This is a genomic window from Mucilaginibacter sp. NFR10, from assembly GCF_900100445.1.
GTDB lineage: Bacteria > Bacteroidota > Bacteroidia > Sphingobacteriales > Sphingobacteriaceae > Mucilaginibacter > Mucilaginibacter rubeus.
In genome coordinates, this window is record NZ_FMTV01000002.1 from 200,113 (window position 1) to 226,043 (window position 25,931).

The 25,931-nt window shown below is 42.4% G+C and carries 21 protein-coding genes; 11 read left to right on the plus strand and 10 right to left on the minus strand.

Annotated features, from left to right (window positions below):
- Positions 1-3: 3 nt before the first annotated feature.
- The gene (gene gltB / locus BLP33_RS08750) at positions 4-4,521 is read right to left on the minus strand and encodes a glutamate synthase large subunit (RefSeq protein ID WP_090526636.1); all 4,518 of its coding nucleotides are present in this window, start codon (positions 4,519-4,521) and stop codon (positions 4-6) included.
- A 644-nt stretch (positions 4,522-5,165) separates the two neighbouring features.
- Positions 5,166-5,447 (minus strand): pyrimidine/purine nucleoside phosphorylase, encoded by a 282-nt coding sequence (locus tag BLP33_RS08755; protein WP_090526637.1) that lies wholly within the window; start codon positions 5,445-5,447, stop codon positions 5,166-5,168.
- Between the two features lie 164 nt (positions 5,448-5,611).
- Between BLP33_RS08755 and BLP33_RS08760 the strand changes: the two genes are divergently transcribed.
- The 3 genes from BLP33_RS08760 (at position 5,612) to BLP33_RS08770 (ending at position 7,447) form a co-directional block, all read left to right on the plus strand.
- The gene (locus tag BLP33_RS08760) at positions 5,612-6,178 is read left to right on the plus strand and encodes a DUF6252 family protein (RefSeq protein WP_139159961.1); all 567 of its coding nucleotides are present in this window, start codon (positions 5,612-5,614) and stop codon (positions 6,176-6,178) included.
- Positions 6,179-6,211: 33 nt separating this feature from the next.
- Positions 6,212-6,586 (plus strand): hypothetical protein, encoded by a 375-nt coding sequence (locus BLP33_RS27420; RefSeq protein ID WP_175489974.1) that lies wholly within the window; start codon positions 6,212-6,214, stop codon positions 6,584-6,586.
- A 309-nt stretch (positions 6,587-6,895) separates the two neighbouring features.
- Positions 6,896-7,447: a sugar O-acetyltransferase gene (locus BLP33_RS08770; protein WP_090526642.1), complete on the plus strand. Its 552-nt coding sequence runs from the start codon at positions 6,896-6,898 to the stop codon at positions 7,445-7,447.
- Between the two features lie 173 nt (positions 7,448-7,620).
- On the opposite strand, the gene BLP33_RS08775 is transcribed toward BLP33_RS08770, so the two are convergent.
- Entirely contained in the window at positions 7,621-8,406 is a 786-nt protein-coding gene (locus BLP33_RS08775) for a DUF817 domain-containing protein (protein ID WP_090526644.1), read from the minus strand.
- 3 nt (positions 8,407-8,409) lie between these two features.
- Complete coding sequence (locus tag BLP33_RS08780; protein WP_090526646.1) at positions 8,410-9,180, minus strand: oxygenase MpaB family protein; 771 nt, start codon at positions 9,178-9,180, stop codon at positions 8,410-8,412.
- Between the two features lie 256 nt (positions 9,181-9,436).
- On the opposite strand from BLP33_RS08780, the gene BLP33_RS08785 reads away from it, so the two are divergent.
- On the plus strand, positions 9,437-10,000 hold the full coding sequence (locus BLP33_RS08785) for a KilA-N domain-containing protein (RefSeq protein ID WP_090526647.1): 564 nt from the start codon (positions 9,437-9,439) through the stop codon (positions 9,998-10,000).
- A gap of 234 nt (positions 10,001-10,234) precedes the next feature.
- Positions 10,235-12,169 carry an LTA synthase family protein gene (locus tag BLP33_RS08790; RefSeq protein WP_090526649.1) on the plus strand — a complete coding sequence of 645 codons (1,935 nt, stop codon included), beginning with the start codon at positions 10,235-10,237 and terminating at the stop codon, positions 12,167-12,169.
- Between the two features lie 60 nt (positions 12,170-12,229).
- On the opposite strand, the gene BLP33_RS08795 is transcribed toward BLP33_RS08790, so the two are convergent.
- Positions 12,230-13,147, minus strand: a complete 918-nt coding sequence (locus BLP33_RS08795; RefSeq protein WP_090526651.1) for a hypothetical protein — start codon at positions 13,145-13,147, stop codon at positions 12,230-12,232.
- 239 nt (positions 13,148-13,386) lie between these two features.
- On the opposite strand from BLP33_RS08795, the gene mutS reads away from it, so the two are divergent.
- From mutS to BLP33_RS27780, 3 genes are all read left to right on the plus strand, one after another.
- Positions 13,387-15,996: a DNA mismatch repair protein MutS gene (gene mutS / locus BLP33_RS08800; protein WP_090526653.1), complete on the plus strand. Its 2,610-nt coding sequence runs from the start codon at positions 13,387-13,389 to the stop codon at positions 15,994-15,996.
- Between the two features lie 188 nt (positions 15,997-16,184).
- The gene (locus BLP33_RS08805; protein ID WP_090526655.1) at positions 16,185-16,751 is read left to right on the plus strand and encodes a C40 family peptidase; all 567 of its coding nucleotides are present in this window, start codon (positions 16,185-16,187) and stop codon (positions 16,749-16,751) included.
- A 121-nt stretch (positions 16,752-16,872) separates the two neighbouring features.
- Positions 16,873-17,001, plus strand: coding sequence for a hypothetical protein (locus BLP33_RS27780; protein ID WP_255485375.1), 129 nt, complete (start codon positions 16,873-16,875; stop codon positions 16,999-17,001).
- On the opposite strand, the gene BLP33_RS08810 is transcribed toward BLP33_RS27780, so the two are convergent.
- Together BLP33_RS08810 and BLP33_RS08815 are read right to left on the minus strand one after the other, a co-directional pair.
- Positions 16,988-18,898, minus strand: a complete 1,911-nt coding sequence (locus tag BLP33_RS08810) for a DUF3857 domain-containing protein (protein WP_090526657.1) — start codon at positions 18,896-18,898, stop codon at positions 16,988-16,990. The genes BLP33_RS27780 and BLP33_RS08810 overlap by 14 nt on opposite strands.
- On the minus strand, positions 18,898-20,871 hold the full coding sequence (locus tag BLP33_RS08815; RefSeq protein ID WP_090526659.1) for a DUF3857 domain-containing protein: 1,974 nt from the start codon (positions 20,869-20,871) through the stop codon (positions 18,898-18,900). The genes BLP33_RS08810 and BLP33_RS08815 overlap by 1 nt, the downstream gene beginning before the upstream one ends.
- Positions 20,872-20,996: 125 nt before the next feature.
- On the opposite strand from BLP33_RS08815, the gene BLP33_RS08820 reads away from it, so the two are divergent.
- Complete coding sequence (locus tag BLP33_RS08820; RefSeq protein WP_090526661.1) at positions 20,997-22,022, plus strand: 3'-5' exonuclease; 1,026 nt, start codon at positions 20,997-20,999, stop codon at positions 22,020-22,022.
- Positions 22,023-22,200: 178 nt separating this feature from the next.
- On the opposite strand, the gene queG is transcribed toward BLP33_RS08820, so the two are convergent.
- A complete protein-coding gene (queG, locus tag BLP33_RS08825; protein WP_090526662.1) occupies positions 22,201-23,139 on the minus strand; it encodes a tRNA epoxyqueuosine(34) reductase QueG in 939 nt (312 codons plus the stop codon).
- Positions 23,140-23,309: 170 nt separating this feature from the next.
- Here queG and BLP33_RS08830 point away from each other — a divergent pair, with 170 nt between their 5' ends.
- Positions 23,310-23,678, plus strand: coding sequence for a SpoIIAA family protein (locus BLP33_RS08830; protein WP_090526664.1), 369 nt, complete (start codon positions 23,310-23,312; stop codon positions 23,676-23,678).
- 8 nt (positions 23,679-23,686) lie between these two features.
- Entirely contained in the window at positions 23,687-23,875 is a 189-nt protein-coding gene (locus BLP33_RS08835; protein WP_090526666.1) for a hypothetical protein, read from the plus strand.
- Positions 23,876-24,035: 160 nt separating this feature from the next.
- Here BLP33_RS08835 and BLP33_RS08840 read toward each other — a convergent pair whose 3' ends face one another.
- On the minus strand, positions 24,036-24,923 hold the full coding sequence (locus BLP33_RS08840; protein WP_090526668.1) for a polysaccharide deacetylase family protein: 888 nt from the start codon (positions 24,921-24,923) through the stop codon (positions 24,036-24,038).
- 115 nt (positions 24,924-25,038) lie between these two features.
- Positions 25,039-25,917: a hypothetical protein gene (locus BLP33_RS08845; protein WP_090526670.1), complete on the minus strand. Its 879-nt coding sequence runs from the start codon at positions 25,915-25,917 to the stop codon at positions 25,039-25,041.
- Between the last annotated feature and the right edge of the window lie 14 nt (positions 25,918-25,931).

Sequence of the window (25,931 nt, forward strand, 5' to 3'; positions counted from 1 at the left end):
TTCTTAGCCTATGGTTTGATATTGTAATTTCTCTAATACTTTTTTATACTCTCTCGGGAATACTTTCACAAACTGGGTTGATGCTTCATTCCAGTTGTTTAGTATCTTTTGCGCCAGCTTGCTGCCTGTTAAGGTGATGTGTTTACGCAGCAGGGTGAGGATCTGTTCTTCGTCTTGTACACTTAGCGGGTCAAGGTCAACCATCTCAGTATTGCAATTTTCTGCAAACGTACCTTCAGGATTGTAAACCCATGCTATACCTCCGCTCATACCGGCTGCAAAATTGCGGCCTGTATTACCAAGGATAAGCGCACGACCACCGGTCATGTACTCGCAACCATGGTCGCCGATACCTTCAACAACAGTGGTAGCGCCAGAGTTACGTACCGCGAAACGCTCGCCGGCCATACCGCCTACAAACAACTCACCTGATGTAGCACCATAAAGGGCTACGTTACCGATGATGATGTTATCTTCAGGTACGAATGTGGCGTTAGCTGCCGGATAAACGGCTATCTGAGCGCCCGAAAGACCTTTACCTACATAATCATTAGCTTCGCCTTCCAGCTCGAAAGAAACACCTTTAGTGGTGAATGCTGCAAAACTTTGACCGGCCGAACCTTTAAATTTGAAGTTAACGGTATTGTCAGGTAAACCGGCCGAACCATACACTTTAGAAATCTCGTTAGATAACAAGGTACCGATAGTGCGGTCAACGTTGATCACATCAAACGAAGCAAATACCGGGGTTTTATCTTCAATAGCAGGCTTCGCAGCTTCCCATAGTTTCCAGTCAAGGATATTGGCCATGCCATGATCCTGTGATTCACTGTTGTACAAGGTCATACCTTTGGTGTTGGTAACCGGGTGCAGGATGCCGCTCAAGTCGATCTTTTTGGCTTTCCAGCTTTGCAGGTTATCTTTCACTTTCAGGAACTGTACGCGGCCAACCATTTCATGAATAGTACGGAAACCAAGCTCGGCCATGATTTCGCGCAACTCTTCGGCCATAAAGCGGAACAGGTTAACGATGTGCTCAGGTTTGCCCGAGAATAATTTACGTAATTCAGGATCTTGAGTAGCTACACCTACAGGGCAGGTGTTCAGGTGGCATTTACGCATCATGATACAGCCGCCTGCAACAAGGGCAGCAGTAGCTACACCCCATTCTTCGGCACCCATCAGAGCTGCGATTGCCAAATCCCTGCCGGTTTTCAGCTGACCGTCTGTTTGTAGTACCACACGGCTGCGCAGTTTATTACGTACCAGTGTTTGGTGAGCTTCGGTTAAACCAAGCTCCCATGGCAAGCCAGCGTGTTTGATAGAGCTTATTGGCGATGCACCAGTACCACCGTCATAACCTGCAATCAGGATCACATCGGCATGAGCTTTGGCAACACCGGCTGCAATTGTACCTACACCGGCTTTTGATACCAGCTTAACGTTGATACGGGCAGCACGGTTTGCATTTTTAAGGTCGAAGATAAGCTGTGCCAAATCTTCGATAGAGTAAATATCGTGGTGCGGCGGAGGAGAGATCAAACCGACACCCGGAGTAGAGTGACGGGTTTTAGCGATCCAGTCGTCAACCTTGTGGCCCGGCAGCTGACCGCCTTCACCTGGTTTTGCACCCTGCGCCATTTTTATCTGTAACTCGTCGGCGTTGGTAAGGTAGTTTGAAGTTACCCCAAAACGGCCTGATGCTACCTGTTTAATAGCCGAACGTAATGAATCGCCATTTGGCAATTTGTCGTAACGCATTTCATCCTCACCACCTTCGCCGGTGTTGCTTTTACCGCCAATGCGGTTCATAGCAATAGCCATGGTGCTGTGTGCCTCGTGAGAGATAGAGCCGAATGACATGGCACCTGTAGCAAAACGCTTCATGATGCTTTCTGCAGGCTCAACCTCTTCGATGCTGATAGCTTCGCGGTGGTGGGCAAAATCAAGCAAACCACGGATGGTGAAGTGCTTTTCAGTTTGCTCGTTAACTACCTTAGCGTAGTTTTTATATACCTCGTAGCTATTAGTACGTGTGGCGTGCTGTAACAGGTGAACAGTGGTTGGGTTAAACAAGTGGGCTTCACCGCGGCGTTTCCACTGGTAAATACCACCTTCAGGTAACAGGTTATCAGCTCCTTTAGCTTCAAAACCCATTTTGTGTTTGCAAAGTGCTTCACGGGCAATTTCGTCAAGGCCTAAACCACCTATACGGGTAACAGCACCGTGGAAGTATTTGTCAACAACGGTTTTGTTTATGCCAAGGATCTCGAATACCTGTGCGCCATGGTATGACTGTAAGGTTGAAATCCCCATTTTTGAGAAGATCTTCAGCAAGCCATCGTTAATAGATTTAACGTAGTTATTACGCAGCTTTTTGATATCGTAGCTGGTTTCAAGGCTGCCATTGTCCTTGAGCGTTTCAATGGTTGAAAGCGCCAGGTACGGGTTTATAGCTGTAGCACCAAAGGCCAGTAAACAGGCAAAGTGGTGCACTTCCCAGGCATCGCCGGTTTCAACAACCAGGCCAACAGCGCCACGGCGACCCTTGCGGATCAAATGGTGGTGTACAGCAGAAACTGCAAGCAGGGTAGGGATGGGGGCATGCTCAGAGTCAACCGCACGATCCGAAAGGATCAATACCTCAAAACCATCATCAACGGCATCCTCGGCGTAGCGGCAAAGGCGTGCAATGCCTTTTTCCAGTGAACCCGGCAGGCCATCAGCCTTAAAGTATGTTTGCAGTGTTTTAGCGTGGAACAGGCCGGTATCAATACTACGCAGTTTTTCTAACTGATGGTTTTTCAATATCGGGTGTTTCAATACCACACAATGGCAATGCATTTTGTCTTCATCCAACAGGTTGCCATTGTTGCCGATAAAGGTAGCAAGGCTCATCACCAAACGCTCACGGATTGGGTCGATTGGCGGGTTGGTTACCTGTGCGAAGAACTGTTTGAAATAGCTTGACAGGTGCTGAGGTTTGTCCGAAAGGATAGCCAAAGGCACATCGGTACCCATTGAGCCTACCGGTTCTTTGCCGTCTAATGCCATCGGTTTAATGATGGTGTCAATATCCTCACGGCTGTAGCCAAACACCTGCTGGTAACGGTAAACAGAAGCTTCAGACAGACTGGCGAAAGCCAAACGCGGTTCTGAAAGCTCGCTCAGGTTAATTTTATAGTTTTCTAACCAGCGGCCATATGGCTGCTGTGAAGCAACTTGTTTCTTGATCTCCTCATCTGTAATGATACGGCCTTTTTCAGTGTCGATCAATAACATTTTACCGGGCTGTAAACGGCCTTTGCGTAAAACAGTGCTTTCGTCGATAGCTAAAGTACCTGCTTCAGAAGCAGCTATTACACGACCATCATTGGTGATCACGAAACGCAGTGGGCGCAAGCCGTTACGATCAAGTAAAGCTCCTACCAGTTTACCATCGGTAAAGGTAATTGCGGCAGGTCCATCCCATGGCTCCATCAAAGTAGCGTGAAATTCGTAGAACGCTTTTTTAAGCGGATCCATAGCTTCGTTGCCGTCCCATGCTTCAGGTACCAGCATCATCATTACATGTGGCAATGAACGGCCGGAGTGCAACAATATTTCAATGATATTATCCAGACAGGCAGAATCCGACTGGTTGTTATCAATCACCGGCAACAACATATCCATTTCTTCGGCAGTAAAGTACGACGAAGCGTATGATTTCAGGCCGGCATAAAACCAGTTTAAGTTACCTGTAAGGGTATTGATCTCGCCGTTATGCGCAATTAAGCGGAATGGTTGGGCCAGTTTCCATGAAGGGAAAGTATTGGTAGAGAAACGCGAGTGGATCATGGCAAAGCCCGATGCAATACGCGGATCAGAAAGATCAGTATAGTATTTACGCAGTTGGTAGGTAGTAAGCTGCCCTTTGTAAATAATTGTTTTACAGCTTAACGATGTAAAATAAAAATTATCAGAAGCGCCGGCTACCGTTTCAGTAATGGTTTTGTTGATATACCTTCTGAGCACGAATAATTTGCGTTCAAAATCATCGGCGTTGGTAATATGATGTGGGCGGGCAATATAAATTTGCTCAATATCAGGCTCGGCCTGGCGGGCTGTTTCACCAATAACTGATGAATCAACGGTAAGCTTACGCTCGCCCAGCTTATGTAAACCTAATTTTTCAATAGCATTGTTAATAATGGTACGGCAGGCCTTTTTCTGGGCCGAATCTTTAGGTAAAAATATCATACCTACACCATACTCGCCGGGTTCCGGCAGGCTGATCTCGAGGTTTGAGCATTCTTCCATTAAAAACTCATGGGGCAATTGTATTAAAATTCCCGCACCGTCCCCGCTCTCGGGGTCGCATCCGCACGCACCGCGATGTTCCATGTTTTCGAGCATGGTTAACGCGTTATCAATAATTTGGTTGGTTTTATGACCGTTAATATTGGTTATAAATCCCGTTCCGCACGAATCGTGTTCAAATTCCGGTCTGTAAAGACCCTGGTGGCTATCAGTTTGATCCATTGTTTAAATTAAACCGTTTACAATTTTATAAGGGGTGTAACCACGAAGTTACCAAAACTCAAATAAATTATAAAATTTACGGTAATTTTTAAAGATTTCTAAAAAATCAATTATTTAAATCATAATTATTTAACATTATCTCAACGAAAAGAGACAAATATTATGATGTACAAAATGAAAGTACGAAAAAAATTATTTAGAATCAATATAAAGTTATACCAAACTTGTGCAATACATTTATTAAAGCTGACTTTTTAGCTATAACCAAATTAAATTTTGTGGTGTTTCTCTATGTGATTAGTAGGATTTGGGAAGTTAGTTCATAGTTGATGGTTCATAGATCATGGTTGAAAGTTGGATTAATTGAGGAAGATAGGAGAAGTTTCGGGATACCGGAGGCACATAATATCTTTGCAGGGTAAACGAAGGAATAGCTTAATTCGGGTTCAGACAAAAAAACGGCTAACCGCCTACTTTAAGCTGCCAACTGAATGGGCGTTGCCTGCGGCGGGCTATCCGCTTATACTACACAGGATTAGCCACGGGCCGGTATCCGCTCCTATTATTCCTAATGCACCATTCGCTTCAAATTATTGATCGGTCCTATGAACCATCAACTATGATCCATGAACCATAGTTATAAACTATCTGTAAGTACACAAATATGAACTCTGTATTTCTGTTTTTACTTTAAATGATGTATTGGCTTCAACCTCAAATACTTGACCGTTGGTAAAAGTTTGCCATTGGCTTTGGCCTGGTAATAAAGCTTCAAGGCTGCCTTCAATTACGGTCATGGTTTCGTGACTTGATGTGCCAAATTCATATTCGCCGGGTTCAATAACGCCGATGGTTGAGCGCCCTTGCGGAGTGGTGTATGCCAGTGATTTTACGGCACCTTCAAAATATTCGTTTACGTTGATCATGTTTAAAAATTTCGGCCTAATATGGTTAAATAAAATGAATTGTATTATAATTGGGGCTTAACTATTAAAAGCCGCCGTGCCGGCGAATGTTAAAATATGTGAAAAAAGTAATTTCGGTTGTGATTATTACTTCTTAAACATCGTTATTTGCATAAAATTTATATATGAGGAAAATCCAACTATTAATGCTGTTCGTTTTATCAGCTATAATATTCCAGGGCTGTAAAAAGGACGTTGTTACTTCTGCTTCCACTACTTCCGACCAAATACTTGCCGCAACTATAAATGGTACATCATGGATCCCGGATGATGTTACCGCTACTATAAATTATGATGCTACTGCTAAAACAAAATCATTTAATGTAGTTGGTACTGCTGACCTGAAAAGAGTAAAATGGACGATTACTTTAAGTGATGCTAATGCTACCAATGTCAATACTTTTCCGGTGGCTACTTATAAGGTTGACGCTACCAACAGGGTAAATATGGCTTACTTCACATCAACAGGCGGTACATCCTATAATCAGGTGGGGGTGGTTGAGCCAGGTTCGGGTTCTATCATAATTACCTCTATAGATCCATCAAAAAATGTGATAACCGGTACCTATAGCATGACCACGAAAAAAGTAAACTATAATGATGATGGTACCATTGCCTCTATTGAAACGTCGCAGATATTAGGTGGTACATTCACTAATCTGCCTTACACCTTTACCCAGGTCAGTAATTAAATAAATTAGAAAATATAACATGAACGCCTCGGGTTGCAATATCCCGGGGCGTTCTTTTTTAAACCGATCCGTAATTATTGGCCAGGACTTGGCCTGGTTGGGCTCGACGGATTAGGTGTCGGGCTTGGTGTTGTCGGGCTTGGCGTATTTGGTATAGGGCTTGGGTTAGGGGTGTTTGGCTGCGGCGCCGGATTAGGGGTATTAGGTGTTGGTGAAGGGTTTGGTGTTGGCGTTGGCGCAGGAGTTGGTACCCGATTTGGATCAGTAGGCGTTGGTGTTGGTGTTGGACTTGGCACAGGATCTGTTGGTTTTGGTGTGGGTACCGGAGTTTTTGGTTTCTTTTTATTTTTATCTGGCACAGTATCAGTAGTCAATGTGTACTTTGTTACTGATACACCGGTATTTTGACCTTGGTGTCCGTTAGCTAATGCCAAAGAGCCGGCTAATGACAGGGCGATAGCTGCGGCTGTTATTCTTAAATTTTTCATATTTTTTTCTTTTTATTTATGAAAAGTTAACTATTAAGATAACTTAACGGGAAAGGAATAGTTTTTGAAATTTGAAATGAATCCAAGTCCAGTGCATTAACCACACCTATTGAAGCAAATGCCCTGGTAATGCAACGAATTATAACAGCGTTTGCATTGTTGATGAGTGGCCGGTTTAAATATTGAGCACCTATATTTGCCTGTAACCTGCATATGCAAACATTACCCTATGACTGAACTTGAAAAAATGATATCCGGCGAACTGTATAATGCCGGAGATGCCGAACTTGTTGCCGCCCGTTCAAAGGCCCGGCAATTGTTTACACAATACAATGCCGCAAGCTATGATGATAAAGAAACCAAAACCGCCCTGTTAAAACAACTGCTGGGAAGCTTTAAAGGCAATATTGATATTCAATCGCCTTTTTACTGCGACTATGGCTTTAATATAATAGCCGGGGATAATCTGTTTCTGAATTTTAACTGCATTATATTGGATTGTGCCCGTGTTACCTTTGGCGATAACGTGTTCCTGGCGCCCAATGTGCAGCTCTATACAGCCTATCACCCGGTAATAGCTGCCGAACGGATCAAAGGCCCCGAATATGCGGCACCTATTACTATTGGCAATAACGTGTGGCTGGGTGGTGGTGTAATTGTTTGTCCCGGAGTCACCATAGGTGATAATACGACAATAGGTGCAGGAAGTGTGGTGACCAAAAGTATTCCGGCAAATATAGTTGCTGCAGGAAATCCATGCCGGGTGATCAGGGAATTGTGATTTCATTATAATTTCGGATTTCGGAATTTCGATTTCGGATTTCGGAATTTCGATTTCGGATTTGGGGACTTTGGGAGCAAGCTATTTTAGACATATGTGAAGGAACTGAAGAAACTTCTTTTATGCTTAGCCCCTTTACTTTGAAATTACCGAGCTTGACATTGTGAAAGTATTCAAGCTGATAACACCGGTAACGGCTTTGTGCTGTCTTTTAATAATTTCAGTTCGGCAACAATGATAAAGCTTACAATTACCAGGAAGGCCCAGGAGCTTATTTTCTGATAATTTACTACTGTCCAGGCATGGTGCTGGTATGCATAGCGCCAGGCCCCAAGCCGGGTAGCTATATTTTCGGCAAGCCAGATGAAAAAACCTATCAGCATAAATGATAATATTGTTGGCATGCGAAAGACTTTTCCCTGTAAATGAAAAACTACTACCGACCGCCTGAAAAAATAAAGGATCAGCACGCCTATGCCATAGCGGATATCGGGCATAAAATGATTGCTAAAAAAATTAAAGTATATCAAAATACCTATAATGCGGGTAATGTAACGATTAGGCCAGTTTTGTATTTGCAGGTTAAGCCTTCGCCAGGCCTGGCACATATAGCTGGCAACACTGGCATACATAAAGCCGCTGTATAACGGAACGCCGCCTATTTTCAGATAAGCAAATTCAGGATAGGCCCATGAGCCGTAGTGAACTTTGAAGAGCTCCATTACCAGGCCCAGCAGGTGAAATATGCAAATTACCAGTACTTCATCCTTAGTTTCGATCCCGGTGTAATATAAAGCAGCCTGAATAAGCAGGCAGGCTATCAGCATAAAGTCATAACGGGGCAAAATGCCTGTAAACAAATGCGAAAGTGCCAGCATGGCAAATACCAAAACCGGGAACAGGCAGGAGAGCGCCTGCTGCTGCACAAAGATCCCGAAATGTTTAATAGCTGTTTTCATGGATTAATTTAAAGCATATGCATGGTCCATTCCCTGGATCTGGATTTTGTATTGCACCGGCAGGAGGGCATCCCTTAAAAACTTTCCGGGTTTAAGGTTTTTTATTGCCTTATATACCTTTAGTACAGGCCAAAGCCAGGCTATTTTACCCAGCGGCAGTTGTTGGCTAACCTGCGTGGGCACGGTTAGCAACTGTGCCTGCTTCAGAATCTGATACCTGGCAAAACCAAGATGTTTTTTATACTGATGATATAAATCGGCAGTGAAGGCGCTGTTAATTAAATTGCGTTCAAGGTGTTCTTTACGCATTTGAAGATAGTGTTGATAATCTGATGGTATCACTGTTAGCTGCATTCGTTTGCCAACCCGGTTAAATACGTTAAACACTTCGGCTTTTTCGGCTGCGCTAAGAGGCTTTTCCAGTAATTCATATGAACGGATGGACAGATCGATCAACAGGAACAGCACATCACGATAAGCCCAGTCGGGTATTTGGGAACCACGGGCGGTTTCAACACCTTTATGAATGGCGTTTATTTTATCGATAGCCTTTAAAGCTGCTTCGTGCTCCGAAAAGATGATTTGCCGCGAATAAGCTACGGTGTTAAACAAGCGTGCTAATGGATCTGCGGGAAGTTTACCTGTAAAATAAAGCCAGTCGACAGCCTTATTTAAGGCAAACTCGGCTGCGGCCCCGGCGAAAATGAACAGGATGGTATCTGCCTTGCCCCAAATCCTGCGCACTATCGAATGTTCATCGACAAAAAGTTCCATGTTATATGTTTTTAGTTGTTTTTACTTTGTTATATAAAAGTACTTTGTATTTCAAAGTTAATGAAAAATTTGAGATTCGCAATAGAAAGCAGGCGATTTATTTAGAGTGGGGGAGATGGGTATTAAATTAGGCTGTTATTCGATTGCTGATTTTTATCGCTTTTTGATTGTTTAAAACTTTTTTGCTAATTTTTTTAGTTTTAAAATTGCTGGTGGTATACTTGTATTTTAGTTAGATATATATTAAAGCAGGCTTATGGTAAATGCAGTTTTTGAATTTGAATTTAATAATCAGGTTGTTGAGTTTGATATCAGCGATAAGGATTTAATGATCAATGCCACAGAAATGGGCAAGATCTTTGGGAAAAACCCAACAGAGTTTTTAAAGCTGAAACAAACTAAAGATTTTATTGACGAATTGAAAAGCATGCCCTTGCCGTTTAATGAATCGAATTTTGAAGGGAACAGCGCAAAGAATTCTGCTGACCTGGAAGCCATGATATTTGTGAATAAGCTGGATGGGCTATGGATGTGCGAAATTTTAGCATTGAAATTTGCAGGCTGGCTTAACCCTAAGTTTGAAGTTTGGGTGTATAGCACCATCCGGGAATTTTTGCCCAACTTAAGGGATAATAACGAGGCCTATAAGCAAATTGTAAAGTTTGAAGATCAGTTGGATAAACTGGTGAAAAAACTACAGGGCAATGCCGATTTTCAGGCCTATATGCAATTACAGGAAAAATTGAAAAAGCTGCCTTACCGGATCAAAAGAAACAATCAGGCTACCTTAAGGCAGTACAGGCAATTGAAAGCTATTTGATATATTTTTATAAAAGAGGGGATTCAGCTTTCCCAGGGTTCGTTTTTCCTCTCTTGAAAATATTTAACATTCCGTTTTGCCAACCTAATGTCATTAAATCACCGTTGATTTCGTATTAAATAATTGTTATTCTATTTTTTTTACTTTCGCTTTTTATTAGCTCCCTGGGGTAAATTAGGTTTGATCAACTCCTGCCGGTCAAGCTTTTGGGGAAACTAAAGCAAAGCGTTTTTCATGGAAAGTAAATTGAGGTTGGCCGAATATAAAGTACTTTTATACAGGCTGTTTTTGGGGTATTTGTTTTATTTTATTGCCAGGGTATTGTTCTTTGCATTCAATACGCACCTGTTCGCTGTTGATAGCTTTTGGGCGCTGCTCAAATTGTGCTATTACGGTATGGCCTTTGATACCACGGCTTTACTGTACATCAATAGCCTGTTTATCCTGCTCAGCGTTTTGCCCTTAACTGTAAATACCCGGCCGGCTTTTCAAAAAGGTATGGCTATCCTGTACTTTGTTACCAATTTGCTTGCTTACGCCACCAACTTTGTTGATATCATTTACTATCGCTTTAGCCAGGTGCGTTCAACCAAGGCAACACTTGACGTATTGGCCGATGAAAATAACAAGAAACTGTTATTTACCCATTTTTCGGAAGCTTACTGGTATGTGATCATCATATTTATATTATGTTCCGTTTGCTGGGTTTGGCTGTACAAACAGGTGAAGTTAAAGCCCGCTGCGGTAACGGATAAGAAAGTGTATTTTCTATCGTCGATAGTTTCCTTCCTGTTGATCCTTACCCTGGTTATTGGTGGTATCAGGGGCGATTTTGCACATAGCACACGGCCTATCAACATGGTTGATGCATATAAACACATCACTGTTCCCAACCAGGGCGATATTGTGCTGAACACCCCTTTTGCTGTATTCCGCACACTGGGAACCAATAACTACAAGCTTCAACACTGGGTAGACGAAGCATACATCAGCAGTAATATCAAACCCGTAAAAAAATACAACACCAAACCGGCTGCTAAACCCAACGTAGTTATCATTATACTGGAGAGCATGGCCCGCGAGTATTGGGGCAGCATGAATCGCGATGTTAATATCCCAGGCTTTAAATCATATACGCCGTTTTTGGATTCACTATCAAACAGCAGTCTTATTTTTACCAATGCTTACGCTACAGGACGGCAATCCATTCATGCTGTATCATCGGTAATAGCGGGGATCCCATCTTTTCAGAATGCTTTTACATCATCGCCTTATGCTAAGCAGAATATCCAGTCGGTGGTATCAGTTTGTGACAGTATGGGATATCAAACCTCGTTCTTCCATGGGGCAGCCAATGGGTCGATGGGATTTCAGGGTTTTGGCAGTATTTTGGGATATAAAAATTATTATGGCCGTACAGAATACAACGACGACAAAGATTTCGACGGCATCTGGGGCATTTGGGACGAGCATTTTTTCCCATTCATGGGGCGTACGCTAAGCAACCAGAAGCAGCCATTTATGGCTACGCTGTTCACACTGTCATCGCATGATCCATATCAACTGCCCGAAAAATATAAAGCAAGGTTTAAGGGCGGTCCGCTGGCTATTGATAAATGTGTTCAGTATACAGATAACTCCCTGCGTATCTTTTTCAATTACGCTAAAACACAGCCCTGGTTTAACAACACCATTTTTGTGATCACAGCCGATCATACCAGCCAAACTTATTATCCCGAATATAGTAAGCAGGTTAACCGTTTCGCGGTGCCTATCCTGTTTTACAGTGCCAACAGCGCTTATAATCTGAAAGGCGTGCGTACCGACCTGGCATCACAAATGGATATTTATCCAACATTGGTCGATTTAGTCGGTTATAACAAACCCTTCAGGTCATGGGGGAGGAGTTTGGTAAGCAACCTGCCCGATGAGCAGCCAAGGGTTATTAACTCAACAGGTAACATCTACCAGTTTATGCAGGGTAATTATACCTACCTGTTTGATGGCAAAAACTTCACAGGCGTTTTTGCCGTTGCCGATAAAGGATTGGAGAAAAACCTGATGACCGCGCAACCCAACGCTGAAATGCAAAAAGGCATGCAGGATTGTAAAGCCCTGATACAAGATTATGCAGACAGGATTGTGAACGGGAAGTTAGCGGCGAGGTAAGGATCGCCAAGACCTGTTTGTTTCTAACATAAGCTGTCGGTTTAACCGACGACAATGAAATTATGTCGCTCGGGAAATAACGTTAAGATTATGTAGTACCATTTTATCCCTTATCGATAAAGTTTCAAACGTTTGCATAATCTCTGGAAAAAGATTTCGATAATCATCGATGAATGTGCTTATTAAAAAGAAAGAGTATTTTAAATTGAATATAGTCATGTTAACGAAGTGCTCCTCAGAAGCTTTAAATAGATTTGCAAATTGAAATACAGATACATTTGACGGATGAGCATAAAGGGAGAAATAGGTATACATTTCATCTGTGATTTTATCCTTTATGTTCATTATTTTAGTAATGTCTGACCATGTTAAAAAATGCACTTCATTATTTTCAAAGTATATTTTATAATCCTTTTCCTTTATTTTAGTCAGTATCTTCCCTTGGTCTTTTAACGAAAGCGACTTATAGAGTTTAGTGTCCGTTATTCTTTCCTTAAAGGTTTTTATCTGTTCAATCTCATGTGCCACTTTTCTTTTTGCATCTTCTGTCATACTTTCTGTAGCAAATCTTTGTCTGTAATTTAACCCCGCTAAAACCCATAAATTATAAAGGATGCTTTTTTCGTCATTCGATTTAGGTTTTACATATACAACGTTAAACATCCCGATAGTTTCGAAAATATTTCTTACTAAAATTGCCAATAATGTAGGGTCAATAATTCTATTCAGCCTCATGCCATCAGTTGCTTGATACTCTATCCCATTTAAAAATTCCTTTAAATGAGCGACTTTTGAAAAAATCATTTGATTAACCATTCTTGCATCTTTATACATAGATGTTGAGCCTCCTACCTTGTCATTATTTCTGATAACTCGAAAGAAGTACTCTAAAAAAATGTTTAACATATCTCGACAATCCCCAAGATTATCACAACGCATCAATCTGAAAACTTCCTTTTCTAAATTTCCCTTATTCATAACTTTTTTTTACAAAATAAAATATGCAATGCGCAACCTATTTGCGTAGTAAATAATTTCTTTGAAATATCTTACCCATTTAATCGGGAGAGTCACTTTGCTGCTATAAAAAATTGTGTTTATTATATTAACCGGACCGAAAGATAGCTTTGTATTCCACACTCCCCCAACTTTTCAACAATGCCCTAAAACCCCTGCCAATGCATTAACTTTACCCGATTAACAGAAGGAGTAACCGCTTGGCTAAAGATACTACCAAAGAAACCCCCTTAATGCAGCAATATAATGCTATTAAAGTAAAGTACCCCGGTGCTTTGCTGCTGTTTAGGGTGGGCGATTTTTATGAAACATTTGGCGAAGACGCCGTTAAGGCTGCCGGTATTTTAGGCATCGTACTAACCCGCCGGGCAAACGGCGCCGCTACACATATTGAGCTTGCCGGTTTTCCGCACCATTCGCTGGATACTTACCTGCCTAAGCTGGTACGCGCAGGGCAGCGTGTGGCCATCTGTGATCAGCTGGAAGATCCCAAAACTACCAAAACCATCGTTAAACGTGGTGTAACCGAACTGGTTACCCCCGGCGTGGCCACCAACGATAATATCCTACAGCAAAAGAGCAATAATTACCTTGCTTCGCTGCACTTTGAAAAAAACAGCATAGGTATTGCGCTGATAGATATCTCGACAGGTGAGTTCATGACCGCCCAGGGTAACAGCGATTATATTGATAAACTGCTGCAAAGTTTTTCGCCCAGTGAGGTGATCTATCCTAAAAGCCGTACGCGCGATTTTAAGGATACTTATGGCGACCGCTTCTATACCTATGCTCTTGACGAATGGCCCTACAGCGGCGATTACGCTACGGAAACGTTGCTTAAGCACTTTGGTGTAAAATCGCTCAAAGGCTTTGGTATTGATAAACTGAATTTAGGCATCATCGCTGCCGGCGTGGCTATTCATTATTTGAATGAAACCGAACACCGCAACCTGGGCCACATTTCGGCCATCAGCAGGATAGAGGAAGACAGGTACCTATGGCTCGACAGGTTCAGCATCCGCAACCTGGAGTTGGTTGGCTCGGCTAACGAAAACGCCATGACGCTGGTTGATGTACTTGATCATACTTGTTCGCCCATGGGCGCGCGTTTATTGCGCCGCTGGATTGTGATGCCGTTGAAGCAGATCAAAGCTATCAATGATCGTTTAGGTGTGGTTGAATACCTGATAGAAAACGAAGAACTAAGGGAAGAGCTGCTCCAATACCTGCGCCAGATAGGCGACCTGGAAAGGCTCATCTCAAAAATTGGCCTCCAAAAAGCCAACCCGCGCGAGGTTTGCCAGTTAAGAAAGGCACTTACTGCCATAGCACAAATTAAGCGGATTGCCGAATCATCACAAAGTGCCCCGCTGCGTGCCATTGGCGAGCAGCTTAACCCCTGCGCGTTGATCTGTGAAAAGATAGAACGGGAATTGAACCCCGAGCCGCCGGTGATGCTGGTAAAAGGCTCTGTAATGAACGAGGGGATTAATGAAGAGCTTGACAGGCTGCGTAAGATCGCCTTCGGCGGTAAAGGTTACCTGTTGGAGATCCAGAAGCGTGAGGCTGAGCTAACCGGGATCCCGTCGCTTAAAGTATCGTTCAATAACGTATTTGGTTACTACCTGGAGGTTACCCATGCCCACAGGGATAAAGTACCAACCGAGTGGATCCGCAAGCAAACGCTGGTTAATGCCGAGCGGTACATTACGCCCGAGCTTAAAGAATATGAAGAACAGATTTTAGGTGCCGAAGAAAAGATCCTGGCGCTTGAAACACAATTATATAATGACCTGTTGTATTCACTGGCCGAATATATTAAGCCAATCCAGTTGAATGCCCAACTGATAGCCCGTTTGGATGTGCTGCTCAACTTTGCAACTATCTCCATTAAAAACTACTACGTTAAGCCCGAAATTAATGAAAGTAAGGTACTTGACATTAAGGGCGGTCGCCACCCTGTTATTGAAAAGAACCTGCCAATAGGCGAGGAGTACATCACCAACAGCGTTTATCTCGATTCAGAAACCCAGCAGATCATCATTATTACCGGCCCTAATATGGCAGGAAAGTCGGCTTTATTAAGGCAAACAGGCTTGATAGTACTGATGGCCCAAATGGGCTGTTTTGTGCCGGCTAAAGCTGCGTCAATAGGCCTGGTTGATAAGATCTTTACAAGGGTGGGAGCTTCGGATAACCTTTCATCCGGCGAATCAACCTTTATGGTAGAGATGAATGAAACGGCAAGCATCCTCAATAACCTGAGCGACAGGAGCCTGATCCTGCTGGATGAGATCGGTCGTGGTACATCAACCTATGATGGGATTTCTATTGCCTGGTCAATCGCCGAGTATCTGCATAACCACCCGACGGCAAGGGCTAAAACCTTATTTGCTACACATTATCATGAGCTTAATGAATTAAGCAACTCATTTAACCGGGTTAAAAACTTTAACGTATCGGTAAAAGAAGTGGGCCAGCAGATCATATTTTTACGCAAGCTGGTACCGGGTGGCAGTGAACACAGCTTCGGGATCCACGTAGCTAAACTGGCTGGGATGCCCTCAAAAGTGTTAAGCCGCGCCAATGAGATCCTAAAGAAATTGGAAAACGAACGTACCGGCGGCGAGCATATCAAAGAAAGTATCCGCAAGGTTCAGAAACAAGCTGTACAAATGCAGATGTTTTCAATAGATGACCCCGTATTGGTGAAGATACGCGATACGCTGAACAACCTTGATGTAAATACCCTAACCCCGGTTGAAGCACTCATGAAACTGGATGAAATTCAAAGGGTGGTGAAGAGTTGATTTTCGAGGTCCGAAAGTCTGATGTCCGAAAGTCGGCGAGTCAGAAAGGTCGAAGTTTGTAAAGGTTTTAATTTAAAGAAATTAACTTCCGGACTTTCGGACATCGGACTTGCAGACTTCTTCCACCCATGTTAATATGTTAAAAACATCCGCATCCTCTCAATAAACATTAAAGTTAATTTTACTTTATGAGCATATACCTGCGTCGTAGTTTTTATTTGTTTATACTTTTCCTTTCCCCATTTATATTAAGTTCATGTCACTCGCGCAAGGCCGCTATGCGCGGCCAGCCGGGTGAGGTGGTTAATCCCTCGCCTGATATCGCTTCAAAATATTCTGAAATTATGGAGGTTGATAAGGGCAGTATTCAAAATGGTCGCCTTTACGCTTTTATTGATCAATGGATGGGTACGCCTTACAAATTTGGCGGACTTGATAAAGATGGTATTGATTGCTCCGGCCTGGCATTTCTGCTGGAACAGCAGGTCTATGGCGTCACCATTCCCCGCATGACCAGCAAGCAGATCTCCGTCATCAAACGAAAATATGAAGATGAGCTAAAGGAAGGCGACCTGGTGTTTTTTGATTTCGATGGCAAGCAGTTTAGCCATGTGGGTGTTTACCTGCAAAATGGCTATGTTGTGCATGCCAGCTCGCGCCGTGGAGTGATCATCGTAAAACTGCGCGATCCCTCGTTATATAAATACTTTTCAAGGGCTGGCTCAATCGAAAATGTGCCCACCAGCATGAATTAAGTAACACAAATTTTAGAAGGATTTTTGCGAATTACACCAATGTTAAGCTTAAATCGCATTCGTGTAATTCGTTAAAATTTGACCCAATTGGTGTGTTTATTTTCAATAATTTTGCGCTGTTATGGCCGACAAAAAACAAGATTACTCATTCTGGACTAAGTACAAGCGGTTCGCAGGCACCGAAATCATGCTTTATGTGATCATGGTGCTTGGTATTATCCTCGGTATCGTGATATTTAGTTACCTTTAACTAAGGTAACGTTATCATTATCTACATCCGCAATTGACTGGTAAAAATCAACAAGGTCCTGATAGGTGTCTTTACTATATGTACCATCTATGATCTGTAGCTTGCGACTGTATACCAGCTTATCCCCATTTACAGTTGCACTTGATTCAAACTTTCCGAAAGGTTTTTCGATACTTACTTTTTTAGGACGCATATCAACCTTGTATCCCGCGGGTAGGGTATAAGTGATCTCATCCTCATCGGTATATCCACGGTTAATGTAAACATCGTTATGTCGGTTACGGACCTCACGTAACGGCGAACTTACACGGTTAGCCGGGTTGGCCAGAAAAATTATTTTTCCGTCAGATACCGAGCCATAGTCTGTAGCCGAAATTTTTAACGTTTCGGTGGTGTATGGTTGTTCAACTTTAAACTGCTTCAGATCTGCACTTTCAATATCAAGGTTATTAATGGGATAAATCTTCTTCAGATCTTTGATCTGTTCTGTTTTCGATTCATAGATCACATGATCGCGATCTTCATAATTAGTGCCCTTGAAATTGGTAACCATTGTACCCGACAGGTTACCGTTGGCACTCAATGTAAAATTGGCTTTGCGTTGTTCAAGATTAGCCTGGGCCGTGTATTTTGGCGTATGCATTAATTTGCCGCCCTGTGGGGTACAGGCCAGTACGATCCTGTCGTCGGTGAAATCGCCTAAAAAGCCAAACGGTATGTTCTGACTGGTACATTCTAAAAAGGTGGTATCATTTTTAAAAGGCAGGCATAAAATAACATGATTGCCCTGGTCAATGCTTGCAAAGTCGGGCTGGAAATTTACCTTCGATGATCCCGCATACACCACACAGTAATATGAATCAATGTCAACTGCTTTTAGCAAGGCCTGTGTGTAGTTAACCAGGGCTTTGCAATCGCCGTAATTTTGAGCATCAACATCCGATGCCGGGAAGGGTTGTAAGCCGCCTATCCCTACCTGGATGCTGATGTAATGCGTTTTGCCCTGCATGTATTCATAAATCTTGCGTGCTTTGGCTTTGGGATCAGTTATTGAGGCTGTAAGCTCTTTCATGTTTGCCACAGTTTGAGGCGAAAGCTGCTGGCGGCCTGCATTAAGCTTATCATATTGCCATTGCCCAAGTTCTTTCCAGTTGGTAAATGAGCCGCTGACACCACGGTAAATAAATTTTTCGGGCACTATTTCCAGGCGGGGCATTATTGATCGGTAAACAGGGCTATATGGCTCATGCTTTAAAGCTTTAAGGTTATTAGTTTGCCAGGTGTATGTTTGCATACCCTGTTTATTGGTACCAATTGTTGGTTTAACAGATAAATTGGTTTGTTTGTATTTGATCTTAAAATCGGGCTTGCAGATTAATGTATATGAGCTTTTTTCAACGGCTATACCATCCGAAGGTATTGGGAGCCAGCCTTCAAGGTCAAGTGATTGTTTCGACTTTACATCATATTCATAACTGATGGTGTAAGGATAATCTGCTACCCTGGGCCGGTAATGTTTTATCTTCAGGTCGGTAAAAAGCGAAAAGCCATCACGGTTGGTATTATCTTCAAAATCGCTTTCTGAAAATTTGCCTGTGGGTTTGCCCCATTGGTTATAAATAACGCCTTTTATATCCTTGATATACCGGCTTTTGTCATGCCATATCGTTATATCAACGTCATCGTCACCATTTTTATTGAGTACAGTTATTACTTGTTTTACGTGACAAAGTGTGTTATCTAAGTCTTTAACCTCAACAGTAACTTCCTCATTACGCACTATTGAACTGGCATAAGGCAAAAGGTCTTTTGAAATGAGCGATACGTCGTAGTTTTCCTGTGCTTTTACACAGGTTACCGCCAAAAAGATAAAAAGGGTAGTTAAAAATGCTTTCATTATTTTTTCCTGAAGATCATATCCCCTTTTTCCGTTAGAATGATCTTATTAAACAGCTCCTTAAGATAAGGGTATTCGGCCGAATCATAAACCGACTTGTTAAACTGGGTAATGTTTGAAAAGGTAAAACTGCTATTGTCCTGGCTCTCAAACGTGGTAGCAAACATGCCGCCTTTGTTTGGTAATGAAAACGCCACTATCTGGGGCGGGGTTTCAATGATATATTGTGCAGGCAGGTGCATTACCAAAACCAGCCTCTTGTCTGAGGCAAAGGCCCAGTCTACCGGATAATCACGTTCGGCAAGTTTGAAGGGATTGGTAGTGCGTTTTTCCCAAAAGTAAGGGTTAAATGCAAGCTTATCATGATTGGTATTATCAAACGCATCTATCTCCACTTCAAAGGTTTCACGTAGCGGGTTGTCAAGGCTGTCGAGATTTGCTATATCTGATTTAAATACTTTTAATTTAGGTTGTTTCTCATCAAAATCTTCAACGTATTCATCAACTGTATTAAACTTTTTAATGGCTTTGCGTTTTTCGTAAGCGTCGTAACCTTTGTAGTAATTGGTTATTGTGCCTTTTAACTTCCCATTATCAAGCAGTGTAAGATCGAACATCCGTGTAGTGGCTGCTTTGGGCTGGGTGCTTAACTCTATCCAGTATGATGGTTTATTGAGGCTGATTACCCTGCCCTTATCATTGATACATTTAAGGGGAAGCAAGCCAAACGAGAGCAGCGGATCGGTAGCGTCAAGCAGATAGGTTTGATCGCCAATAGTTAACCTGGCTATAACGTAGTTAAAGTCGCTAAGTACCGGGTAAAGGTTATTCACCATTCCATGGTCGCGGGTTGAAAGCAATACGGCATCGGCGTTAAGGCCAGCGGCGCTTAGCGCGGTAATAAGTGTCAGATTAATATCGGCGATACTGCCGGCATGTGTATCCAATGATTTTTTTACGCCATCGGTGCTGTAGATACCTATATAATCATTCCACTTTATTTGGCTTTTGATCCATGCATAAATAGCTTTTGCCTTGTCAAGGTCATTTGCCTTACCTGCAATTACCGGCCCAATGCGTTCTTTAAGTAAGCTGGTCCTTTTCATTTGAACGCCAAATTCATCGGATATCTTTAATTGATGGTCAACGTCGCCCCATTCTTTTGTCATAACGGTTTTGACGTTGTTATAAGGGTTGGTGTATTCAACAAGCTCAAAAAATATAGCTGATAAAAAGTTTTTACGGGCGGTCATATAATCTTCATCAACAAATGCAGGAATGTCCTTCATGTTGTAAGTAATATGTGAGCAATCGGCTTTTGCACCTCCCGATGAAAAGCATTCACGCTCAACTTCCGAACTACTTTTGGTTAATTTCAGCGCCCCGCGTAACGAAGCGTTGAATGTCCAAAAGCCCGGGATGTGTACTTCATACTGCGAATTTATTTTGGGGATATCGTCCTGAAATGCCCATTCCCGGAAATTGTCCCAATATGGTGAGATAAGTTCGTATTTAAATTCAATAACGCAGCCGGGCCGTAATGCCGGCAACGCAAACTTTACAGTGCTGCCATATTTATAATCTTTAGATGTAAATACCTTTTTGGAATCAAGTTCGGCCTTTTGAATAATACCGTTATCATCTTTATAATAAGTAAACCCGCTAACATTGTTAACTTCTTCTGCGGAGTTATCGCCATTGTGGATAGGTATAGCTATAGTACCGTGAGTTAATCCTTCCTTGGTGAAAATTTTAATTTTGGCATGATAGGTGTGAATGAGCCTGATATGGTCCATGTATTCATCTATACGAACACTGCCAAACTCGTTTAAAAAAACGGCGTTGGCCTGCGGATCTTTATCATATTTAACCATATCAATTTCCGGTCCTTCTATACCGGTTTCAAAGTCCTGGCCCGACGCGAGGTGTGATAAGGTAATGAAAATCAAAAGAATAAGAAGAAATCTGTTCATGCAAATTGTGATAATTAGGGATAATCAAATTAAATAATAAATTGGTATATTAAATAAATTAAAAAATTTATTCTGCTGATTAATTTTAGGACATTTGCGACCTTTGCATCTCTGAACACTTACAAATGAAATTAAATTTAAAACGGCCCCTGGCTTTCTTTGATCTTGAAACAACAGGTACCAATATCGGTGCCGACCGTATAGTTGAAATATCTGTTATCAAGCTTAACCCTGATGGCAGCGAAGAAGTGAAAACGTGGCGTGTTCACCCGGGCATTCCTATCCCACTCGAGTCGTCGCTGGTGCACGGCATTTATGATGAGCATATACAAAACGAAAAGCAATTTAAAGAACTTGGACAGGAAATAGCCGATTTTATTGGTGATAGTGATTTGGCCGGATACAATTCAAATAAGTTTGATATCCCCATGATTATGGAGGAATTTTTACGTTCCGGAGTGGATTTCAACCTGGATGCCCGCCATTTTGTTGATGTACAGAACATATTTCATCAAATGGAGCAACGCACGTTAAAGGCGGCCTACCAGTTTTATTGCAATAAAGTAATTGAAAACGCCCATTCGGCCGAAGCAGATACCCGTGCTACCATGGAGGTTTTGCTGGCGCAGATTGAGCGTTATGAAAATGTGGAGTGGGAGGATAAAAAAGGTAATAAAGTAATCCCTGTTGTGGGCGATGTTGAAGCGCTGCACGCATTTACTAACCTGAGCAAACCGGTTGATTTTGCCGGTCGTATGGTTTATAATGAACAGGGCGAGGAGTTGATAAACTTTGGCAAACATAAAGGCAAACGTGTTGAAGACGTATTAAACGCTGAACCAAGTTATTATTCGTGGATGATGCAGGGCGATTTTCCGCTTTATACCAAGCGCAAGCTCGAAGAAATTTATACCCGCTGGAACGCCAAAAAAGTTGCCGAGCGTCAGGCAAACAAAGCAGCCCAGCCAAAACCGGCCGATCAACAACCTGCTGCCCCCAAACCTGAGTATCAGAAAAAAGAATACACAAAGCCCGATCATACTAAAAACCAACATTATCAAAACAAATCTTTTAAAAAGAAGGATGAACCAGCCCAGCCGGTTAACGATGATATGCTGGCCCAGTTAGCTTTGAAGTTTAAAAAGGGGTAAATTTGTCTGAACCCTGATTTTTAGGATTAAAGGATTTTCAGGATTTTTTATGAAGCCCTTGCAGGTATTTGTGCAAGGGCTTTTTGTTGATAATATTCTGAAACCTAAGCTTCATGGATTCGTTCAACTTTAGCCTTTAGCCTTTAGCCTTTAGCCTTTAGCCTTTAGCCTTTAGCCTTTAGCCTTTAGCCTTTAAAAAATCAATATTCCTTTTTAGCCCGCTAAATTTCGTGCGTTTAACAGCCGAGTTTTTAAATACTTTCTGAAAAATATCCTGGGTAATGTCCTGCCAGTCGGTGGTTTTCAAGTGTAGCAAATCGGGGTGCGGAGTAAAGGCCGGCTCGGTATTAAGCACCGAGAAACGGTTCCAGGGGCAAACATCCTGACAAACATCGCAGCCAAACATCCAGTTATCCATCTTGCCTTTAAACTCCTGCGGAATTTCATTTTTAAGCTCGATGGTTAAATAGGAGATGCAGCGGCTGCCATCAACCACATATGGGCCAACTATAGCATCGGTAGGGCAGGCGTCGATACAATTGGTGCAGGTGCCGCAATGATCGGCTGTGGGGGCTATATCGTATTCCAGTTCAAGGTCAATGATCAGTTCGGCCAGGAAAAAGAACGAGCCGGCTTTTTTGTTGAGCAGGTTGCTGTTTTTGCCAATCCAGCCCATTCCTGCTTTACGTGCCCATGCCTTATCAAGTACCGGGGCCGAATCAACAAACGCACGGCCGCCTACTTCACCAATTTTATCATTAATGATTTGCAGTAATAGCCTCAGCTTATCTTTAATCACCGTGTGGTAGTCAATTCCATAAGCGTATTTAGAGATTTTGGGCGATAACGGATCATCCTGTTGCTGATCGGTATAGTAATTTATACCAAGCGAGATGACAGATTTTGCCCCATCAACCAACAAACGAGGGTCAAGGCGCTTATCAAAATGGTTCTCCATGTACGCCATTTCGCCATGCATGTTTTTATTAAGCCAGGCTTCAAGGCGTGGAGCTTCGTCTTCCAAAAAATCAGCCCTGGCGATGCCGCAAAACAGAAAGCCAAGTTTTTGCGCCTCGTTTTTAATGAGTTGACTGTATGTTGATTTGTTTTGCTGCATTTGTGCAAAGATACTATAAATTGAAATTGGTGAGTGTACAGAGACGCCCCCCCAATCAGGTTTGTATACTTGCATAAGCACATTATTCGTTATTATACTTTACTCCGTTTTGCTATAAGTTTACTATTGGTTCAGTTTTTGTATCTGATTAAAAAATAAGAATTTATAGCATGCTTGAGCATATTAAATATTTGCCTGCGCATGTGTTAGGGATGCATGCAGCAGGCCACGTTACTATTGGCGATTATGAAAGGGCTTTACGACCATTGCTTGAGCAACAGGTAAAACAAACCGGGCGGATAAACTTTTTACTGGTGCTGGAAACTAATATTAAAAATTTTACAGCAGGTGCCTGGTGCGGTAATATCAGGCTGGGCCTTAAATATTTTACCCGATGGAACAAAGTTGCTGTTGTAACCGATCAGGACGGTGTTCGGGAGTTCAGTCATTTGTTTAAATATATTTTACCGGGCAAGTTTGCAGGCTATAGGCTGGAAGAATTAGACGAAGCCGTAAAATGGATAACAGGAAATAAATAAATATCATTATGGAAACTATAGATGAAAGAGCAGCTATGAATAATGATGATTCAGATCTGCACAATGATGAGTTAGGTGAAAATACCGGTGATGATACCATAATAGCCGAGATAGTTCATTTAAAACCCGACGAAAAGGATATTAGCAAAATGCCGTCGTCAAACAAAGGGCAAGGCCCGGCGGGTGAGGATTTGTGAGGCGTCCGCCCCCAAAAGGGGAATCGCAAGTTCCCAGCTTTTTAGTCCTTAAATTGATGGCTATGCCTAAATAGATGGCAGAAAACAAGAAATGCCAACTCTTTGAGCCGGCATTTCTTATTTAAATATCCTCCGTATCTCCCCTTTAAGGGGGCGGGGGCTAAAAGCTGTTCCTGATACTGTTGCTTAACGTTTTAGTGCTCCAGTACCCGCTATCCAAAATCCGGCGCACAGTCATTAATGGATCGGCTTGATCACGTTTATCAGCTAATTGGAAAGCCATTTTAAAACCACGTTTCCTAAGTTCAGGTAAAGCGGCTTTGTTCCAGATACCAAACGGATAAGCAAAGTAGTCCATTTTTTTGCCGGTGATTTCTTCCAATGTTTTAGTTGGTTTTTCGATTTGGGTAACCCAGTCGTCCACCGGGCGATTGGTTATTTTACCATTTTTGCCGATGATCTTAAGGGTTGATGTATGTGAATAACGGTCAACACGGTGGTGGTCCCAGGTGTGGCTGGCAATAACGTTACCTTCGTCAGATAGTTGTTTTACCTGCTCTTTGGTCATGTAATGCGGACGGCCTAACGATACGGTCATCACAAAATAAACTGCCTTAAAACCATACTTTTTAAGGGTAGGATTGGCAATGGTGAACTGATCAAGGTCAGTATCATCAAACGTAAGCATGATAGGCTTTTTAGGCAGCGGCGCGCCCTTGGTAAGGTATGCATAAAGCTGATCGGGCAGTATGGTATGGTAACCGCTGTCGGCCAGCATTTTGATGTGCTCTTTAAAAGCAGCAACCTGAACTATATAATCTTTAGCGTTTTTTGAATCGGTAGGCTTCCAGTCGCGGATTTGGTGGTAGCAGAGGATAGGTACCTGTTTGCGGGCTAAAATAGCGGCCGCATCACCCTGTGATGTTGCATTGGCAGCCGGAACTTCGGCAACAGGGGCAGCAGTAGTTGATTTATCTGATGGCTTCGACTGGCATGAAACAGCGCCGAAAGCACAAAGGGCCAGCATGGCTAACGTTTGTTTTATCATATTATAGGTTGGTTTTATTCCTTAATTAACGGCAGCTAAAATAATAATTATATAACACGCAAGCCTTGCGATGTAAACAAAATTAATTAAGACTTTAAGTATGATAACCGGATAATTATTCGCTTTTATTGATGATCTGCTTCAGGCCCGGCTCGCATGTAAGCAGGTGCCATCCGCCAAAAACTACAAACACTTTGTTATGGGTTTTAAGCAGATTGTCAATGGTGCGAAGCAGGCTTTGATCCCTGATCTCTTTGGAGGCTCTGCCAATTTCCTGAAATTTTCCTTTGGGGTCAAACGGATTGGTAGGTTCCAGCTCCTCGAGCTTAAAAGGGCGGTTAAGCAGTTTTTGATAGGCGGCTTCAAAATAATCCAGGGTTTGCTCAGCCGGTGAAAGCTTTACTCCACCTGTTTTCATGATATAGCCTTGTATAAATTTAGCGTAATTTGCTTTAAATGCCGCGCTATCGGTAACAGGAGGCCGTTGGCCCCACATAAAACGTTCGGTAACTATATAAGCTAAAAATTCGCTGGTAGTGTATCTCTTCAATAGCTCTTTAAATTCAAGGCTATCGGTCATGTCGCCGTTAACGGTTATAATTTTAAGGCTATCTGCAAGGGTTTTGGTAAGCCCTATTTCACCATCTTTTTGAATGGCTTCTTTTTTTGAGGCGAAAACCTTTTTTGAAACATCTCCTCCTTCGTTAACACACACATCAGGTCTGAATTCAAAAAATGCCTTTTCGATCCCCTTAAACATCGGATTTTCGGTGTCGTTGTTATCCGGCAAATGGTTAACGCCACAAAAAACAATCTCCTTTTTGTCGTTTTTAAACCTTAATATGTAGGGATTGGCAGGCAGGTGCCCGGCAGCATCAAGTTTGATCTTTAAGTAACTAACCGTTGGGTAAATCTCAGCGGATGCTTTGTCTTTTTTGGTTCTGCAGCTTAACAAGGCCGAGGAAAATAACAGTAATAAAGTTATGTATTTCATCGGCCCTGTTGTGT